This is a genomic window from Deefgea chitinilytica (assembly GCF_016881405.1).
Lineage (GTDB): Bacteria > Pseudomonadota > Gammaproteobacteria > Burkholderiales > Chitinibacteraceae > Deefgea > Deefgea chitinilytica.
Window position 1 is genome coordinate 204,717 of record NZ_WOFE01000001.1, and the last position, 17,347, is coordinate 222,063.

Annotated in this window: 14 protein-coding genes; 7 read left to right on the forward strand and 7 right to left on the reverse strand. The window is 49.0% G+C overall.

Annotation, left to right across the window (positions count from 1 at the left end; genetic code table 11):
• Positions 1-4: 4 nt before the first annotated feature.
• The 6 genes from GM173_RS00940 to GM173_RS00965 all read right to left on the reverse strand — a co-directional run bounded on the left by GM173_RS00940 (position 5) and on the right by GM173_RS00965 (position 9,463).
• Positions 5-2,449: an ATP-binding protein gene (locus GM173_RS00940; RefSeq protein WP_203569459.1), complete on the reverse strand. Its 2,445-nt coding sequence runs from the start codon at positions 2,447-2,449 to the stop codon at positions 5-7.
• A 112-nt stretch (positions 2,450-2,561) separates the two neighbouring features.
• Positions 2,562-4,940 carry an ATP-binding protein gene (locus tag GM173_RS00945; protein ID WP_203569460.1) on the reverse strand — a complete coding sequence of 793 codons (2,379 nt, stop codon included), beginning with the start codon at positions 4,938-4,940 and terminating at the stop codon, positions 2,562-2,564.
• Positions 4,941-5,053: 113 nt separating this feature from the next.
• Positions 5,054-6,181, reverse strand: coding sequence for an ABC transporter ATP-binding protein (locus GM173_RS00950; protein ID WP_203569461.1), 1,128 nt, complete (start codon positions 6,179-6,181; stop codon positions 5,054-5,056).
• A gap of 132 nt (positions 6,182-6,313) precedes the next feature.
• Positions 6,314-7,150, reverse strand: coding sequence for a carbohydrate ABC transporter permease (locus GM173_RS00955; protein WP_239078184.1), 837 nt, complete (start codon positions 7,148-7,150; stop codon positions 6,314-6,316).
• 10 nt (positions 7,151-7,160) lie between these two features.
• Positions 7,161-8,072: a carbohydrate ABC transporter permease gene (locus GM173_RS00960; protein ID WP_203569463.1), complete on the reverse strand. Its 912-nt coding sequence runs from the start codon at positions 8,070-8,072 to the stop codon at positions 7,161-7,163.
• Between the two features lie 143 nt (positions 8,073-8,215).
• On the reverse strand, positions 8,216-9,463 hold the full coding sequence (locus tag GM173_RS00965) for an ABC transporter substrate-binding protein (protein ID WP_203569464.1): 1,248 nt from the start codon (positions 9,461-9,463) through the stop codon (positions 8,216-8,218).
• 347 nt (positions 9,464-9,810) lie between these two features.
• Here GM173_RS00965 and GM173_RS00970 point away from each other — a divergent pair, with 347 nt between their 5' ends.
• The 5 genes from GM173_RS00970 (at position 9,811) to GM173_RS00990 (ending at position 14,467) form a co-directional block, all read left to right on the forward strand.
• Positions 9,811-11,076, forward strand: coding sequence for an ABC transporter substrate-binding protein (locus tag GM173_RS00970; protein WP_308439564.1), 1,266 nt, complete (start codon positions 9,811-9,813; stop codon positions 11,074-11,076).
• Positions 11,077-11,079: 3 nt separating this feature from the next.
• Positions 11,080-11,796, forward strand: coding sequence for a response regulator (locus tag GM173_RS00975; protein ID WP_203569465.1), 717 nt, complete (start codon positions 11,080-11,082; stop codon positions 11,794-11,796).
• Positions 11,789-13,294, forward strand: a complete 1,506-nt coding sequence (locus tag GM173_RS00980; protein ID WP_239078186.1) for an ATP-binding protein — start codon at positions 11,789-11,791, stop codon at positions 13,292-13,294. Before GM173_RS00975 ends, GM173_RS00980 begins: the two co-directional genes overlap by 8 nt.
• A 75-nt stretch (positions 13,295-13,369) precedes the next feature.
• Positions 13,370-14,152, forward strand: coding sequence for a phytanoyl-CoA dioxygenase family protein (locus tag GM173_RS00985; RefSeq protein WP_203569466.1), 783 nt, complete (start codon positions 13,370-13,372; stop codon positions 14,150-14,152).
• Between the two features lie 78 nt (positions 14,153-14,230).
• Positions 14,231-14,467, forward strand: coding sequence for a hypothetical protein (locus GM173_RS00990; RefSeq protein ID WP_203569467.1), 237 nt, complete (start codon positions 14,231-14,233; stop codon positions 14,465-14,467).
• A 49-nt stretch (positions 14,468-14,516) separates the two neighbouring features.
• On the opposite strand, the gene GM173_RS00995 is transcribed toward GM173_RS00990, so the two are convergent.
• A complete protein-coding gene (locus tag GM173_RS00995) occupies positions 14,517-15,380 on the reverse strand; it encodes a lytic transglycosylase domain-containing protein (protein ID WP_203569468.1) in 864 nt (287 codons plus the stop codon).
• A gap of 90 nt (positions 15,381-15,470) precedes the next feature.
• Here GM173_RS00995 and GM173_RS01000 point away from each other — a divergent pair, with 90 nt between their 5' ends.
• Complete coding sequence (locus GM173_RS01000) at positions 15,471-16,532, forward strand: enoyl-CoA hydratase/isomerase family protein (RefSeq protein WP_203569469.1); 1,062 nt, start codon at positions 15,471-15,473, stop codon at positions 16,530-16,532.
• Between the two features lie 90 nt (positions 16,533-16,622).
• Positions 16,623-17,324, forward strand: a complete 702-nt coding sequence (locus tag GM173_RS01005; protein ID WP_239078187.1) for a Bax inhibitor-1/YccA family protein — start codon at positions 16,623-16,625, stop codon at positions 17,322-17,324.
• Positions 17,325-17,347: the final 23 nt, after the last annotated feature.

Below are 17,347 nucleotides of genomic sequence, written 5' to 3' on the forward strand. Positions count from 1 at the left end.
CGCCTTAAGCTGGTAATGGGTTTAATGGTGGTTCACTGCTGGACGGTGGTGCAACGAAGGGTAGCTTCATAATAAATCGGGTGTATTGGCCTACAGCGCTTTCTAAAGTTAGCTCTCCGCCTAATACCCCGGTTATCAAGTTGTAAGTGATATAGAGCCCAAGGCCGCTACCGCCTTGGCCTAGCTTGGTGGTGTAAAACGGATCAAATACGCGGCGTTGTAATTCATCGGGAATGCCACAGCCATTGTCTTCATAAATCAGCGTTACTTTGTCGGTCTCATCTGCGCGCGCTTTGAGCGTCATCTGGCCTTCTGTTCGATGCTCAAAACCATGTAGCAATGAATTATTAATTAAATTGGCAATGACTTGCTCAAAAGCGCCGGGAAAGCTATCCATCATCAAGCCAACTGGGATATCGAGTGTAAGCCGATGCTGTGTGTGGCGCATTTGGCTGTGCAGCATATGCACGACATCATCAACAGTTTCTAATAAATCAAAATTGCGCCGCCGTGCGCTGGTGGTATCTACGGCGACTTGCTTAAAGTCGCTGACTAATTCGCTGGCGCGCCGCAGATTGCGTTCAATCAATTGGCTTGCACTGATACTGGTGTTAACAAAGTTGTCCAAAATTGATTTTTTTAATGTGTTGTTTTGTAGGTGCTGCGCGAGTTCTTTGCTTTCGGCACTGAGTGTCGTGCTACAGGTGAGTGCCGCGCCGAGCGGGGTATTTAGTTCATGCGCAATCCCCGCGACCAAGCCACCTAGTGCCGCTAGTTTTTCTGATTGCACCAATTTATTCATGGCTTGATGTAATTCTTGGTTACTCTGTGCCAGCGCTTGGGTGCGCTCTAACACCCTTGCTTCGAGTGCATCATTGGTGTCGAGTAATTTGGCGTTGAGCACATGAATTTCATTTTGGAAGGCGTGTCGTTCGTTGTTAGCGAGTGCGCGACTAGCGATATCTGTCACCTGGCTGGCGTGTTGAATCTCATCGGGTAACCAATTTCTTTGCTCGCCGCGGTGTTCGAACATCATGATGTGGCGACCAAAATCACTTTGTATCGGAAACGCCAGCACAGATTGAACACCGTGTGCTTGTAAATAATGCTCACTCAAATCCCATGCGTCAGGGTGATGCTGTGCATCGTGGGCAATCAGCGATTTATGTTGTGCTAGCCAATCAAAAAAATGCGGCATTTGACTTGACTGTAGCGGGGCCGTACTGGAGCAAGGCTGAGTTTGATCAAATAAATAAAGACAGCGTAATTGCTGAGTTTGCTCATCGAATTGCCAGAACCCGACCCGTGCGACTTCTAAAATTTGGCTGGCAGCTTGGCAGATAATTGGCGGGAATGTGCTGAGTTCGCCTTCTTCAATCGCCGGATGATTGGCTAGGTCAATAATCATATTACTGACACTGATGCGCAATCCTGTTTGTTGTTCGAGTGCTTTGCGTTGACTGGGTTGATTGCTGGCGTTGAGTTTTTGCTGGAACTCAAACCCGGCCTTGAGTTCAGCCAAAGCCAGCGGCAAGTTGAACATTTGTTCCGCATAGTTGGCCGCGGCAATGTGTTGTCGCATCAAGATGTGCGAGAAGTCATTTTGAATCGAGATATCTTGGCCGTGGTGTAGTGTTTCGAGCGCTTTGAGCCAATCTTGACGACGGGCATAAACGTCGGCCATCGCGCTTAAAATATTGGCCTCGCCCCAGCGATAATTGACTTTACGGGCAAAAAACAAAGCTTGTTCTAGCTCTTTCATTGCTGGCTCGAGCTCGTCTTGTGCAATCGCGACCTCGGCTAAGCGAAAATACGATTCCGCCGTGTAATCATGGTAATTGTGTTGCAGGCAGATCGTTAATGCGCGATGGAGCACTGTGGCCGCTTCGCTGCTACGGCCACATTTTTGTAAGTTGACGCCTAAATTTATTTGAATTTTTGCATCAAGATAAGGATCGTTCACTTCGTGAATTCGATCTGCGGCGGCTTGATGAAAAATCACCGCGGTCTCTGAATCACCTAAGGCGTCATAGATTTGCCCTAATCCTACTTTGGCTAACATCCAGATGGTGGGTTCAAACTGAGCACGCTCCGATAGTTCAATACAGCGCAGCCAGTTTTGTAGCGCGGTGCGATAGTCTCCGACGCTGTAATGTGAGCGCGCAATTTGCTCATGGATTCGTGCTTCGAGCGGGAAATTGTGAATGGCTTGCGCTTGCTGAATCGCTTCATACAGTAAGTTGCGAGCCTCCAGTGCCTTGCCTTCATGATCCATGATTTTGCCGTAGAGCTCGGCGGCGTAGATTTGGCTAAGTGGATCTCTTTGCTCGCGGGCTTGGTGGATTAAAACTTCACACTCTGCCCGCGCTTGTGCTGGCGATTGATGCCAGCATTGTTCTATCCGTGATATTTCTTGTGCAAATGCAGCTGGTTCAATCGATTCAGGCATGGTCAGTTACCGTATGAGCATGTGTTTAGATTGGCACAACTTGTAAAAAATACCGACTTTTTTCCCTAAGTGCGATTGAGGTTTGCTTGGGAGCTTGCTCTGGGCTATTTTTTCACGGCGCAATTAGCGGTAGTTTGATTTTAAACCGAGTGTATTGCCCTGATTCGCTTTCTAGTATTAGCTCTCCACCCAATACCCCAGTAACAATATTGTAGGTGATGTACATGCCAAGCCCACTACCGCCTTGACCTAGTTTGGTGGTGTAAAACGGCTCAAATACTTTTTTGTGTAGCGCAGCTTTGATTCCACAACCATTGTCTTCGTAGCAAAAATCGATGCTATTGTGCTCGTTGAGAGTCGCCGAGATCTGGATGATTCCGGCATTAATTGATTCAAAGCCGTGGAGCAAAGAATTATTAATTAAGTTGGTGAGCACTTGTTCGAATGGACCTGGATAGCTATCGAGTTGAATGCTGCTTGGGATATGGATTTGAATTTGATGCTGCGAGTGGCGGATTTGGCTGTTGAACATCTTGACAACGTCATTCACCGTGTCGAGCAGGTTGAATGCGCGCCGACGTGAACTCGTGGTGTCGACTGCAACTTGCTTAAAGTCAGACACTAGTTCAATGGCCCGATTGAGGTTGCGCTCAATGAGTTGGCTGGCTTCAATCAGCGTATTGCCGAAATTATCTAAGCTGGATTTTTTTAAAGTATTACTGTGCAGCATTTGAATCAATTCTCGGCTTTCAGCGCTTAAAGTTGTGCTGCAGGTCAGGGCTGCGCCCAGCGGCGTATTCAGTTCATGCGCTATGCCTGCCACTAGGCTTCCTAAAGCGGCGAGTTTTTCCGATTGAACCAATTTTTCCATCGCCAATTCGAGCGTTTGTGTGCGTTCAGCCACGCGAGATTCCAACGCTTCATTGGCCTCGGCCAGGCGGGCATTCAGTAAATGAATTTCTCCTTGAAAACGATGTCGTTCATGGTTGGCAAACGCGCGGCTGGTGATGTCTGCCAATTGGCTGGCGTGTTGTACTTCATCGGGTAGCCAGTTTCTTTGCGCGCCAACGTGTTCAAACATCAACACATATTGGTCGGTTCCGCTGAGAATAGGAAACGCCAGAATCGAAAATATGCCGCGTGGTTGCAGATAGTGTTCTGCTAAATCCCAAGCATCCGGATGATGGAGTGCATCGTGGGCAATCAGTGATTTGTGCTCATTGAGCCAATTAAAAAACGCACTAAGCTCAGCGGCGAGCAGCTCAGTCGTTTCATTGGTGGTTTGGTCAGTATAAGCGGTGAGTATACCTAAACGATCGGTTCGTCTTTGCCACAGGATTACGCGCTCTAGCGATAAAATCTGAGCGGCTGCTTGGCAGATGACACTCGGGAATTGCTCTATTTTTCCTTTTTCAATGGCGGGATGGTTGGCTAAATCGAGTAGCAGGTGGCTTGCATTAGGGCGTAAACCTGTTTTTTGTTCTAATTCTTGGTGTTGATCGGGCAAGGCTGCGGCGTTGATTTGCTGTTGTAGTGCAAAACCTGCTTTGAATTCCGCCAAAGCCAGCGTGGCTTGTTGCAAATGTTCGGCGTAGTGGGCTGCGGCAAAATGCTGGCGCATTAGCACATGCGTAAAGTTATTGCTGCGAGAGACGGCTTGACCCTGCCCGATAGCGCTCATTGCTTGCTGCCAGTTTGCTTGCAAAGCGTAGATTTCGGCCATTGCGGTGTAGATATTGGCCTCGCTCCAGCGATGCTCGGCTTTGAGCGAGTAGTCCAAGCCGCGCTCTAATAAGTCCAAGGCGGTATCCAGCTCACCCTCACTGATGAGTATTTCGGCCAGTCTAAATTGTGATTCTGCGGTGTAATCATAATAATTTTCGCGCAAGCAGATCGCGATGGCCGCGTAGAGTGCTTGTTTGGCGGCGAAATTGTGTTGGGATTTAAATAGCACCACACCCAGATTAATTTTAATTTTTGCATCTAGATACGGATCGTTGACTTCGGTGATTCTTTGTGCAGCCGTTTCGAAAAAAGTGACTGCTGTAGTCGGGTCATTGAGGGCATCGTAAATTTGCCCAATACCAATTTTGGCCAAAATCCAAGTCATTGGCTCTGCTTGAGCGAGCTCAGCCAATTCGATACTGCGTAACCAATGATTCAGCGCGGTTCGATAATCCCCGAGCGTGTAATAAGAGCGGGCAATTTGTTCATGCACGCGCGCTTCGAGTGGGAAGTTGTGCAGTGCCTGCGCTTGTTGCACAGCTTCATAGAGCAAGTCGCGGGCGGCGAGCGATTGCCCTTTGTGATTCATAATTAAGCCGTATAGCTCGGTCGCATAAATTTGCGCGAGCGGTTCGCGTCGCTCGCGTGCGTTAAAAATTATCGCTGCACAAGCCGCGGCGGAGGCATCAGGAGTTTGCGACCAAGTCGCTTCGATTTGAGCCAGTTGCTCGGCAAAATCAGCGGGGATCGGGCTTATGTCGGTCATAGTCGATTTTTGGCTGGCACATGCATCAGAATGGCACAAAAAATCGAGATCATCCTTGTTTTTTAACGTGCGCTGAAAAGGGGCTTAGCCCCTTTTCTTAGTTCAGCAGATCGTTAAGCTTTGTGGCGTGACGATTGCATATTGCCCGGTTTTAGACGGCGTAGCGCTTGCCCAGCGGCGTTGAAGACATGGAACGCATTGCTTGGCGCGCTCACGGTGATCGGCGTGCCCAGTTTGACTTCCCGTTCGCCATCGCCACGCACGACAATATCGCAGCCATTATTCAGCGTGAGATACAAGTAATTGGCTTCACCTAAATGCTCGACCAAATTGACTATGCCATCTAAGGGTATACCGCTGTAGCTATTTTCAATCAAGTGCTCAGCACGAATACCTACTGTAACCGTGTCGCCCACTTTCGCGGTGCTGCTGTCGACCAAAGCTTGAATCATGGTGCCACCAGCCAAGTTGATGTCCAAGCTATCTGCGTTAACGTGCTGAACAACGCCTTTGAGCAAGTTCATTTTCGGTGAACCAATAAAGCCCGCGACAAATAAATTGGCTGGCTGTTGGTATAACTCAAGCGGTGTGCCTGCTTGCTGAATATGGCCACCTTCCATCACGACGATTTTATCGCCAAGCGTCATCGCTTCGATTTGATCGTGTGTTACGTACACCATCGTTGCGTTCAAATCGCGATGCAATTTGGCGATTTCCAGCCTAGTTTGTACCCGCAATGCGGCGTCGAGATTCGACAGCGGTTCATCGAACAAAAACAATTTTGGCTCACGCACAATCGCGCGACCAATTGCGACGCGCTGGCGCTGACCGCCGGAGAGTTCACGTGGTAGGCGTTCGAGTAAATGATCAATTTTGAGGATTTTGGCGGCGTTTTTAATGCGAACATCGATTTGCGCTTTGTTTTCACCAGCGATTTTCAGGCCAAATGCCATGTTTTTGTACACTGTCATATGCGGGTACAGCGCATAGCTTTGGAACACCATCGCGATACCCCGCTCCGCGGGCGACAGATCATTGACGACGGTGTCACCAATTGACAATTCACCGCCAGTGATCGATTCCAGGCCGCAAATCATTCGCAGTAGTGTTGATTTACCGCAGCCCGATGGGCCAACCAAAACGACAAATTCGCCGTGTTGAATATCTAAATTGATGCTATCCAAAACTTTGGCTTTGCCATCGTAGGATTTCGATAAATTATTGAGGCAAACATTAGCCATGGGATGTTCCTGTTTAGGTGTGAGGCGTGAGGAGTGAGGTGTAAAACCTTCTATCTTCATCACACACTCGAAAATTAATTGATGTTGTTAAGGTCGGGATGGGTGGGGTTTACCCCTCACACCTCACATCGTTTACTTCACCGCGCCCGAAGTCAGGCCGCGAATCAGTTGACGCGAGAAGAAGGTGTATAAAATCAGTACTGGAATCACCGCGAGGCTGAGCGCGGCAAGGACTGAATTCCAATCAGTCACGTATTGCCCGATAAATTGCTGCACACCCAAGGTGACGGTTTGGGTTTCTTCGCTCGGCGCTAAAATCAGCGGGAACCATAGATCGTTCCACACCGGAATCATCGTAAACACGGCGACGGTGGCCACCGCTGGGCGGATCAGCGGCAAGATCACTTGGAAGAAAATTTTGAATTCGCCGACGCCATCGCAGCGGGCGGCTTCTTTGAGCTCTTTCGGAATCTGCGCGATAAATTCGCTCAGAATCATGATGGCCAGCGGTAAGCCTTGCGCGGTGTAAACCAGAATCAATGCGGTGAGCGTATTGATCAGATTCAACTGCACAATCAATTCCAGAATCGATACGGTGCCCAAGCGAATTGGCACCATAATGCCAATCATCATGTAAATCGCCAGCAAGCGATTGCCGCGGAATTTGTATTCCGACAGCGCCCACGCCGCCATCGCGCCAAATAGCAAGATCAAGGCCAGAGACACCAGCGTGACGGTTAAGCTATTGCCGAAATACAGCATAAAATGCGATTTGGCGATGACGCGCTCAAAGCCGCCGATAAAGAAAGTTTCAGCAGTCGGAAACGCCAGCGGATTATCAAAAATAGCCGCTTTGGTTTTGAATGAGTTAATTAAAATTAACACAATCGGAAACAAGGCCAACAAGGTGTAGCCGCCGAGCATCGCATGCACGCCAGCGGCGGAGAGTGGTTTGGTGACTTTTTTCATCATCAATCCCTTAAAGTTCGTAACGCGTCAGCTTGCGCTGCACGAAGTAAAAATAAACACCCACGCCACAGAGAATCACGAGGAACATCAAGGTCGCCACCGCTGCGCCCATCGTTGGGCTGCCGATCTGGCTTTGGTAGCCAAAGAAGGTGCGGTAGAACAAAGTCCCCAAAATATCGGTACTGTAGTTCGGCCCAGCAATCGCGCCTTTTACCGAGTAAATCAAATCAAAGGCATTAAAGTTGCCGACATAAGTCAGAATCGTCACTAAGCCCAGTGTTGGCAGAATTAGCGGTAGTTTGATTTCCCAAAAGATGCGCCATGCGCTGGCACCCTCGACGTGAGCTGCTTCGATGATGTCTTCTGGGACCGCCAGTAGTGCGGCGTAAATCAGCATCATCGGGATACCGACGAATTGCCAAACTGAAATTAAAGCGAGGGTAATCAGCGCTGAGCCTTCTTCACCAAGCCATGGCGAGAAATACTCTGCCAAACCGACTTTCGCCATGAGGCCTTCTGACACGCCCCACAAGGGCGATAAGATCAATTGCCAGATAAAACCAATAATGACGACTGAAAGTAGCGTTGGCAGGAAAATAAAGGTGCGATATTGCCGCGCAAATTTAAGCCCTTTGAGCGATAAAAAAGTCGCCAAGATCAAACCTATTGGGTTTTGTACCAATAAATGAATCAAGAAAAACTTGAAATTATTCGCCATCGCATTCCAAAACGCCGCCGACCAAGCCGGATCGGTCAAAATGGTGAGGTAATTGCTAAGACCGGCAAATGTGGTGTGGCCTGCATCGTTGCTGGTGTAAAAACCAAGACGCAAAGTATCCAACAACGGTAATGCGCTAAAGACTGAGTAAATCAGCACTGCAGGCGCTAAAAAAAGGACGATATGCCAAGGTAGGCGTTTCATCGCGACTCCAAAAATCAATACGCAGGGAGGGCTTTAGCGCGCCCTGCATTGCATTATTCTAATGACCGAAGTGGGCGCTTCAGGCCGAAAAAAACCGGCGGCATGCCGCCGGTCAAACTCACATCTGTGAGTGGAGGGAGAACTTATTTGGCGGCGTTGGCGCGTGATTTTTCAAAGCCAGCTTGGATTTGCGCTGCAGCATCTTTTGGCGTCATTTTGCCGTTCAAGACTTGCGAGCTCACATTCCACAGAGCGTTTTCCATGGCTGGCTCACCACGGTTCAGAATTTGCGCGTTCAAACGAATCGTTGATTTGCAGGTTTTGCGCCAATCGAGCATTTGTTTGGCCACTGGGTCTTGAACTGAAATCAAATGATTCGACAATGAGAAGAAGCCGGTCACTTTATTGGTGTACAAATCGGCAAACTCTTGGGAACCCAACCAAGCCAAGAATTTATATGCATCGGCTTTGTTCTTCGCTTTTGGATTCACGCCCATGCCGATATCGGTGTGGTCAGAGATGTAGCATTGGTCGCCAGCTTTAGCCACGGGGGGAGGGAATGCACCGAAGTCCATGCCTTCTTTGTTGAAGTAGGCAATGTCCCAGCTACCGGCTGGATACACACCGGCTTTACCCATTGCGAACATATTTTGGCTGTCGGCGTAGGTTTGTGCCGATGCGCCTTTGCTCATCAACGGTGTCCATTTGCTCATTTGTGTCCATGCCGCTACAAATTGCGGGTCGGTAAATTTGGCTTTGCCCGCGATTAAAGCTTTACGGCCTTCTTCGCCTTTCCAGTCATTCGGGCCAATATTGGTAAAGACGGTTTGATTCGATTCCCATTGATCCGCTGTACCTAAAGCGATTGGTGTTTTGCCTGCCGCTTTGATTTTTTCCATTGCGGCATAAAATTCTGGCTGTGTTTTTGGCACTTGAATGCCTAACTCTTTGAACATCTTTTTGTTGTAGAAAAAGCCATGAATCACGGAAGCCATTGGCATGCAGAATGCGGTTTTGCCATCATCCGTTTGCCATGCCACTTTGGCTGAAGCAGGGAAGTGTTCCATGCCCGCTTTGCCATCGAGTTTTTCTAGATGGCCTTTTTTGAATAAATTGAGTGATACATCGAATGGGCGGCAGGTAATCAAATCGCCTGCAGTGCCGCCAGTGAGGCGTGCGGTCAAGCTCGAGTCGTATTCAGTCGGTGCGGTCGGGGCGAATTTAACTTGGATGCCAGGATTCTTTTTTTGGAAAGCTGGAATCAATACTTCTTCCCACAGTGTTTTGTCATCAACGCGCCAAGATTCAATCGTGACGGTGCCTGCTTGGGCGGTGCCTGCTGCCAGTAGCGAGGCGAGTAAGAGATGACGTGCGCTTAGTACAGTCTGCATTTCGATATATCCTCAAGTGAATGTGCTTGCTATGCCGGGATCTGTGTCTCGGTGCAAGTAAATTATCACCGCTGTATGTGTGACACTAGCGACTACAAAATTGCCTATGCTTTGGGCATATGTTGTTGAATTTATTGAGCTACATCAATTTTTCTGTTGATTTGCCTGTTACAAATAGTCACGGGCGAGCGCTTAAAAATACGCTGCAATACCCATTTCATCAGGCGTATGCTGTGTAACGCCCTAATAGGGGTAATCGGTAGAACGCGATAAAATGAAATGATTTATTACAATTTCCGAAGCATGCTTACGATATAGTCGGGTTAATTCATGGAGAATAGCGACAGGTGTTTGAATCAAAAGTAAAAAATCGACAGAGCGTATGGATTGGCTTGATTCTGTTGCTGTTGTCAAACGCACTACATGCCAGTGAATCGCTGGATGTATTGCATTGGTGGACGTCGCTCAGCGAGCGGCGTGCGGCTGATTTTTTACGCACTAAATTAGCCGAAGAGAATATCGAATGGCGTGATGCGGCGATTCCGGGTGGTGCAGGTATTGGTGCAGTCAAAGTACTCAAAAGTCGAGTACTTTCTGGCAATCCGCCTTCGGTCGCCCAGTTGATTGGCCCTGCCGTCAGTGAATGGGCTGAGTTAGGCTTGATTTTGGAATTAGACAATGCAGCGGGCCGCTGGCAAAGCCAAATGTTTCCAACAGTGTGGCAACTGGTGACGCATCGGCAGCATACAGTGGCCGTGCCATTGGGGATTCATCGCATTAACACTTTGTTTTATAACAAAAAAGTTTTTGATCGAATGGGCTTGGCACCACCGAGTAATTTTACTGAATTTAAGCGTATAGCGTTGCAATTGCAGGCGGCGGGAATTACGCCGTTGGCGCAAAGTCATGAAGCCTGGCAAGTGGCAACACTATTTGAAACGCTGGTGCTGGCTGAATCGGATGTGAAATTTTATCGCGATTTATTTGTGGCTCGTAATCCGCAAGCGTACTTAGACCCACGGTTTGCGCAAGCGTTAACACGTTTGCGGCAATTACGTAGTTACACCGTTAAAACGGGGCCAGAGTTATCTTGGACCGATGTCTCTCGGCAATTTGCCAGTGGCAATGCGGCGATGGTGATTATGGGGGATTGGATGAAAGGTGAGTTAGCTGCGCAAGGCTTGAGCGTTGATGTCGACTTTGCGTGTGCCACCGTACCGAATACGGATAATACCCATTTATATAGTATTGATACGATGGTGATGTTTGCAGGGGATTACAGTCGGCAGTTAAATCAAGAGCGCTTTGCACAAATTATTGTCTCGCCTACTGCGCAACTGGGCTATAGCAAATTAAAAGGCTCGGTGCCAGTGCGCAAAGATGTCGACATCGCAAGCTTAGACAGCTGTGGTCGGAATTCGTGGCGGACTTTTGCCCGTGGTGCAACTTATCAGGCGCCAAGTTTGGTGCACCGAATGGCCACGGATGATACTTTTAAAGATGCGATTGTGAAACAGATTCAAGTATTTTACTTAGATGAAAAGATTTCAGTGGCAGAGACGCAGCAGCGCTTAGCTGCGATGGTGCGCGCTTTGAACCGTAAAGAGGATTAATGAATGAGCCGGAAAATATTGGTTGTTGATGATGACTTAAAAACGCGCACCTTGCTGAAGGCCTACCTAGAGCGCAATCAATACGATGTGCGCTTAGCGCCGGATGGCGAAACTTTTTTAAGTGAGTTTGAGCGCTATAAAGATGAACTCAGCTTGGTGATTTTGGACGTGATGCTGCCCGACACCGACGGCTTTGCGCTGTGCCAAACGGTACGTAAAAATAGCAATGTGCCGATTGTGATGTTGACTGCCAGCTCTGATGAAACGGACCGCATTGTAGGGCTAGAACTGGGTGCCGATGATTACATTGCTAAACCGTATAATCCACGCGAATTGTTAGCACGAATTAAAGCAATTCATCGTCGCACTGGCATCGACGGCACCGCATCGGGCGGCCGTTATTATCGATTTGTTGGTTTTACCTTAGATACGGTTGAGCGTGTGTTAATTTCTCCCGATGGCGAAGTCGTGAAACTGACGGGTTTGGATTTCCAGCTACTCAAAATGTTCTTGGAGCATCCAGGGCAAATTTTGGATCGTAGCCAGTTGGCTGAAGAGACGCGCGGTCGCGATGCTGGTCCGCTTGATCGTTCACTGGATGTGCAGGTGAGTCGTCTACGACAACGTTTGGAAGACGACGGCAAGCATCCAAATTTAATCAAAACCGTACGCGGTGCGGGCTATGTACTGTCTGCTGAGGTAACGATTAGCCATGTTTAATGCAGTATGGCAATCGATTCGCTTATTCGGCCAGCGTGCACGTGCAATGAGCACGCCGCATTGGCTAGAGCGGATTTTGCCATCGCGGTTATTGTCTCGCTTGCTGTGGGTGATGACGATTGGTGTACTGACTTCGCAATTGATTGGTAATGCGATTTGGGCCAACTATCTACAGAATAAATCAGAGCAAGAAGTCTCGGCAGCCGCCGATCACATCGCGCGCGGTGCGGTGAGTGCGGTGGAATACTTTCAAAGCTTGCCACCGAATTATCGGCCCTTGGTCATTCAGCAATTGCGTGAAATGGGCGGCACACGATTTTTTGTTAATGTCAACGATAGCCCTGTTGGTATTAAGGGTATCTCATCAAACCCATTGCCTGATAAGGTCTTTACAGTAATACGTCATGTTTTTGAGCAGGAGCTACCCCGTTTAGGTAGCGTAAAAATTGATTTTGCTTGGCCCAATGAGTTGGTGGTGGCTAGTGATGGCATGACCGTGGCGCAATTGCCTGATCACTGGGTCAAAAACACCTTATTGATGGAAGCGCGTCCGGCACCGGTTTTGGTTATTCAAACCGAAATAGAGCCTGGTCATTGGCTGTATCTTGCCACGCTGATGCCAGATCCGTATTTTTTGGATAATAGTAATCCGATGCCGCCCGAGCGCTGGCTGTTGCAATTTGCGACCTTAATTACTGTGATGTTGCTGAGCTGGGTGGTGGTGCGCTGGATTACTCGGCCATTGGCCGCGCTGTCTGAAGCGGCCGAAGCATTTGGCAAAGGGGAGTCACCGCATTTGCCCGCCGAAGGGAGCGAGGAATTTATTCGTACCGCTAATGCGTTTGGTGCGATGCGGGAACGAATCCAGCGCTATTTGGAAGACCGTGAAAAGTTGTTCACCGCGATTTCGCATGATTTACGCACGCCGATTACGCGCTTAAAGCTGCGTACCGAAATGCTCGACGACGAAGATTTACGGCTAGAGTTTCATGAAGACCTCGATGAACTCGATATGATGGTCAAAGGCGCACTGCAAAGCGTGAAAGACAGCGATATTCATGAAAATCGCACGCGCATCAGGCTCGATGCGATGATAGGGCGGATGGTCAAAGACGCTAAAATGGCCGGCCATGCCATTGCGTTTAGCCGCTGTGGCTTATGGGTCATGGCCAAGCCCTTAGCGCTGAAACGTGCGCTCAGCAATTTGATTGATAATGCTTTGTTCTACGGGCAGCAAGTCCAGATTTCAGTGTTGGAAGGCGTCGGCAAAGTGGTGATTATTGTGCGCGATCACGGCCCTGGTGTTCCCGAAGATGCGCTCTCGACCTTGTTCGATCCTTATGTTCGCTTAGAGCATGGGCGCCATAGCAATAGCCACGGTCATGGACTGGGCTTGGGGATTGCGCGAAATATTATTCAGGCGCATGGCGGCGAATTGGTATTAAGCAATCATCCCGATGGTGGCTTGCAGGCGATGATTACGCTGCCGAGAGATTAGCAAAATCCATTAGCTCTACTTAGGGCAACTTCCAGTACAATCCTAGCCTTGCTGATCTTTAATTGAGCGCCTGCCTTGCTTGAATTTTCACACCCCATTGATTTGAACGCACTCCGTATTGCTTTTGCCGAGCAAGGTGTCGTCGTGCTGCGCGCATTTGCGTCTGCTGAACAAGTGAATGCCATTCGCGATTGCGCAATGCAATGTTTGCAAGCGCGTGAAGCGCCATTTGAGTTGGAAGCGAGTTTGGCCTATCCGGGCGCGCCAGCGTCAACTGAGGCGCAAGGGGGACAAACGATCAGGCGTTTACGCGGCATGGTGGCACGCTCACCGATTTTTATGGAGTGGGCAACCGATGCTGCTCTGAGCAAATTGATGCGTGCTTTATTGTCGAGCGATAGCGTGACGTTGACGCAAGTGCATCACAATAGCTTAATGACTAAACAACCGAGTTTTAGTAGCGATACCTTGTGGCATCGTGATTTGCGCTATTGGCGTTTTACTCGGCCCGAGCTCGTGTCATGCTGGCTCGCCTTGGGGGTAGAAAGTCCTGAAAATGGTGGATTGGGCTTTATTCCGCATTCGCACATGGCGCAATTGCCGGAAGACGCATTTGATGAGCGCGAATTCTTGCTGGCAACGCATCCCGAGGCAGTACCGTGGGTTAGTCAAGCCGAGTTTCCTACTTTGGCCGCCGGTGATGTGGTGCTGTTTGACGCCCGTACCTTTCATGCCGCCAGTCGAAATAAAACCAATGCCACCAAATATTCACTGGTGATGAGCTACCATGCCAGTGACAACTTGCCTTTAGCTCATAGCCGTTCTGCCGCGCAAGCGGGTATTGTTTGCGAAAAATAAGGTCTAGCGGTGTTGCGTTGTCATTTTTTGTTTTGATTAAATCTGGAAAATTGTTAATCACCTCAAGGAGCTCATGCGATGCCGATTAGTCCTGAATTATTTGCCTCATTGATTGAGAAAATTCAAAGTTTAGAGCCGCTGGCTGCGTATCAAGGTGCAGAGCAGTTGGACAAAATGAAGCATGAAATGACCGACGAGCAGCGTCTGCATTACGATACTGTTTTGGGCGATGCAAGCCGCAAGCGCAAAGAAATCGCCAAAGCGCAAGCCGACGCCGAGGCCGTACAAGATGCTTGGGATCAGGATGAGAATTGAGTAGGTATCTTGATTTGGTCATTTAAAATCAATGACTATATCCATATACCTACGGGTTTTTTTTCTTTGTTGCTTGCTGTTCTGGAAAAACATTGATATCGCGATAGCGGTCGCCCTCGGTTTGATGAACTGCATAGGGATACAACGCCATCACGCGTTTTACGTACTGTCGCGTTTCCGGATAGGGTGGAATGCCGCGATAACGATCGACTTTACCTTCCCCTGCGTTATAACTCGCCGCCACCAGCGCAACATTGCCTTGGTAACGATCAAGTAACCAGCGTAGATAGCGTACGCCACCTTTGACATTCTGACTCACATTAAATACGTCCTTAACATTAAATCGCTCGGCGGTATCGGGGATCAGTTGCATCACTCCCATCGCTGATTTGGGCGACACGGCAGTGGCGTTGAGCCCTGATTCTACTTTGGCAATTGTCAATGCAAAGTGAGGATCGACGCCGTGCCAACTGGCAACCTTGCTGATAATTTTGGCGACCATTTTTTGATTCGCATTCATTAACTTGATGTCAGGCGGCGGGGGAAGCTGCGCGCGAGCTGGATCGGTGTTCGATTCCACGCAGGCCGGTAAACGATGGGCACTGATGCGAATCGTTTCGAGCATTTTCTGGGCTTCATAATGACCTTGTTCGGCCGCAACTGAAAACAAAGTTGCCGCTGCTACTCGATCTTCTGGAACTCCCAAGCCAAATGCATACAGCATCGCTAGGCGATATTGCGCCTCGGTAACGCCCTGTCTGGCGGCTTGGCAATACAACACCGCCGCCGTCCATGGATTATGAGCTTCTTGTTTGGCGGCATTAGCCAACTGCGTCGGCCATTGTGCGGCGTAATCTGGGCTAATTGCTGTGGTTGAGAGCGTGAGAGTGGCACTGAACAGCATCGTCAGCATGGCGCTTTTCCTAATGGCTAAACAGCCATTTTCAGCATAGGCTCAATTGGATAAAGCAGACAATTCGCCTGATTAAAGGCAGGAGCTTGAATGACAGTGCATGTTCGACTGATGCCTACACTGCACCAGATGCAGATTGGGATTTTGGCCTTGTCGGCCCCCGAGCGAATCAATGCGCAAAACTTGAGTATGGTGCGGCAAATGACGCAGGCTTTGTTGCAATGGCAGGCGCAGGATGATGTCGTTGCGGTGGTATTGATTGGCGCTGGCGAGCGCGGCTTTTGCGCAGGTGGCGATCTAAAAGCGCTGTATGAAGCGATGATGCAGCCAGAGCAAATCGCGCAAGGCGATGCTTTTTTTGCCGAAGAATACGCGCTGTGCCAAATGATTCGTGATTACAAGAAACCGGTACTCGCGTGGGGGCATGGCATCGTGATGGGGGGCGGTTGGGGCTTATTTGCCGCTGCGAGTCATCGGGTTGTCACAGAGTCGAGCAAATTGGCGATGCCAGAAACCGCAATTGGCCTGTTTCCAGATGTGGCGGCGAGTCGTTGGTTGCCCGAATTGGCGGGCTACGGGCAATTTTTAGCGCTGTCTGGTGCGGCGATCAATGCGGCCGATGCGCTACTGACGGGCGCAGCGCAATGGGCCTTGCCCGATGCTAAGCGGCATAGTGTGCTCGCAGAATTGGCGGGGCTACCTTGGCAAGGTGACGTTAGCGATGCGGCCTTGTTGGATGATTTTTTGTCGCAGCAGATCTCCCCGTCACTGGCTGCGCCGCATTTGACGGCGCATCATGATGCCCTGCAAGATCGTGATGGAATTGAGGTTTCACAGCGCTGTGTTGAATTACGAAACTTCTCTCAATCGGCTGACCCTTGGTTGGCGCATGCTGTAGAACGCATTTATAAAGCATCACCGACTTCACTTTGGCTAGCGTCGACTTTGCAGCAGCGCTGCAAAACATTGAGTTTTCCTGCAACAGTACAATTAGAAACGCAAGTTAGCGCGGCATGTTTGCGTTATGGTGATTTTAGCGCTGGCATTTATGCGACGCTGATTGATCGCAGCAGCAAGCCGCGTTGGCAACAGACTGACCTCATGCAATTGGATCAGATGCAGTTGGCTGAGGCTTTCCCGATGCTTTTTTAACTGAATTTAATTGAAAGCAGGAAACTTTTTTGCTTTGATACTCTCATAGCTGGTGATACAGTACCACCACGAATCAGACAAGGGAGGTTCATGATGCAATCGTTTAATCAATTTAATCAAAATGCGACGATGTATAACAGCGACGCATTAGCTGCAGAACGTAATCAAGTTCTACGTAATACCTATTTCTTATTGGCATTGACGATGTTGCCAACGGCAGCAGGCGCATTGCTAGGTATGTCGCTCAATTTCCGCGTCAGCGGTTTCATGGGCTTTGGCTTGTTTATGTTGGTGAGTTTTGCTGCGTTTTACGCGATTGAAAAAACCAAAGAAAGCAGCGCAGGTGTGTTTTTGCTGTTGGGTTACACTGGCTTTATGGGCTTGTGGCTCAGCCAAATCTTGCAATCAGCGATGAAGTTTAGCAATGGCGCAGAAATGATCGGCATGGCTGCGATTGGCACTGCGGCGATTTTCTTTACGCTAGCGACCATCGCAACGGTAACCAAAAAAGACTTTTCCTTTATGGGTAAATTCTTATTTATCGGTTTGGTGATTGCATTATTGGCGGCAGTTGCGAATATTTTCTTTGCAATTCCTGCTTTGTCATTGGCTATTTCCGCTGTCGTATTGATGATCTGTTCGGCTTACGTTTTGTATGATGTGAGCCGTATCGTCAACGGTGGTGAAACCAATTACATCAGCGCGACGTTGAGTCTTTATCTTAATATTTACAACATCTTCGTTAGCTTGTTGAACATCATTATGGCCTTTACCGGCAATAGCCGCGACTAAGCTGTTGATCACTAGCTGCAAAT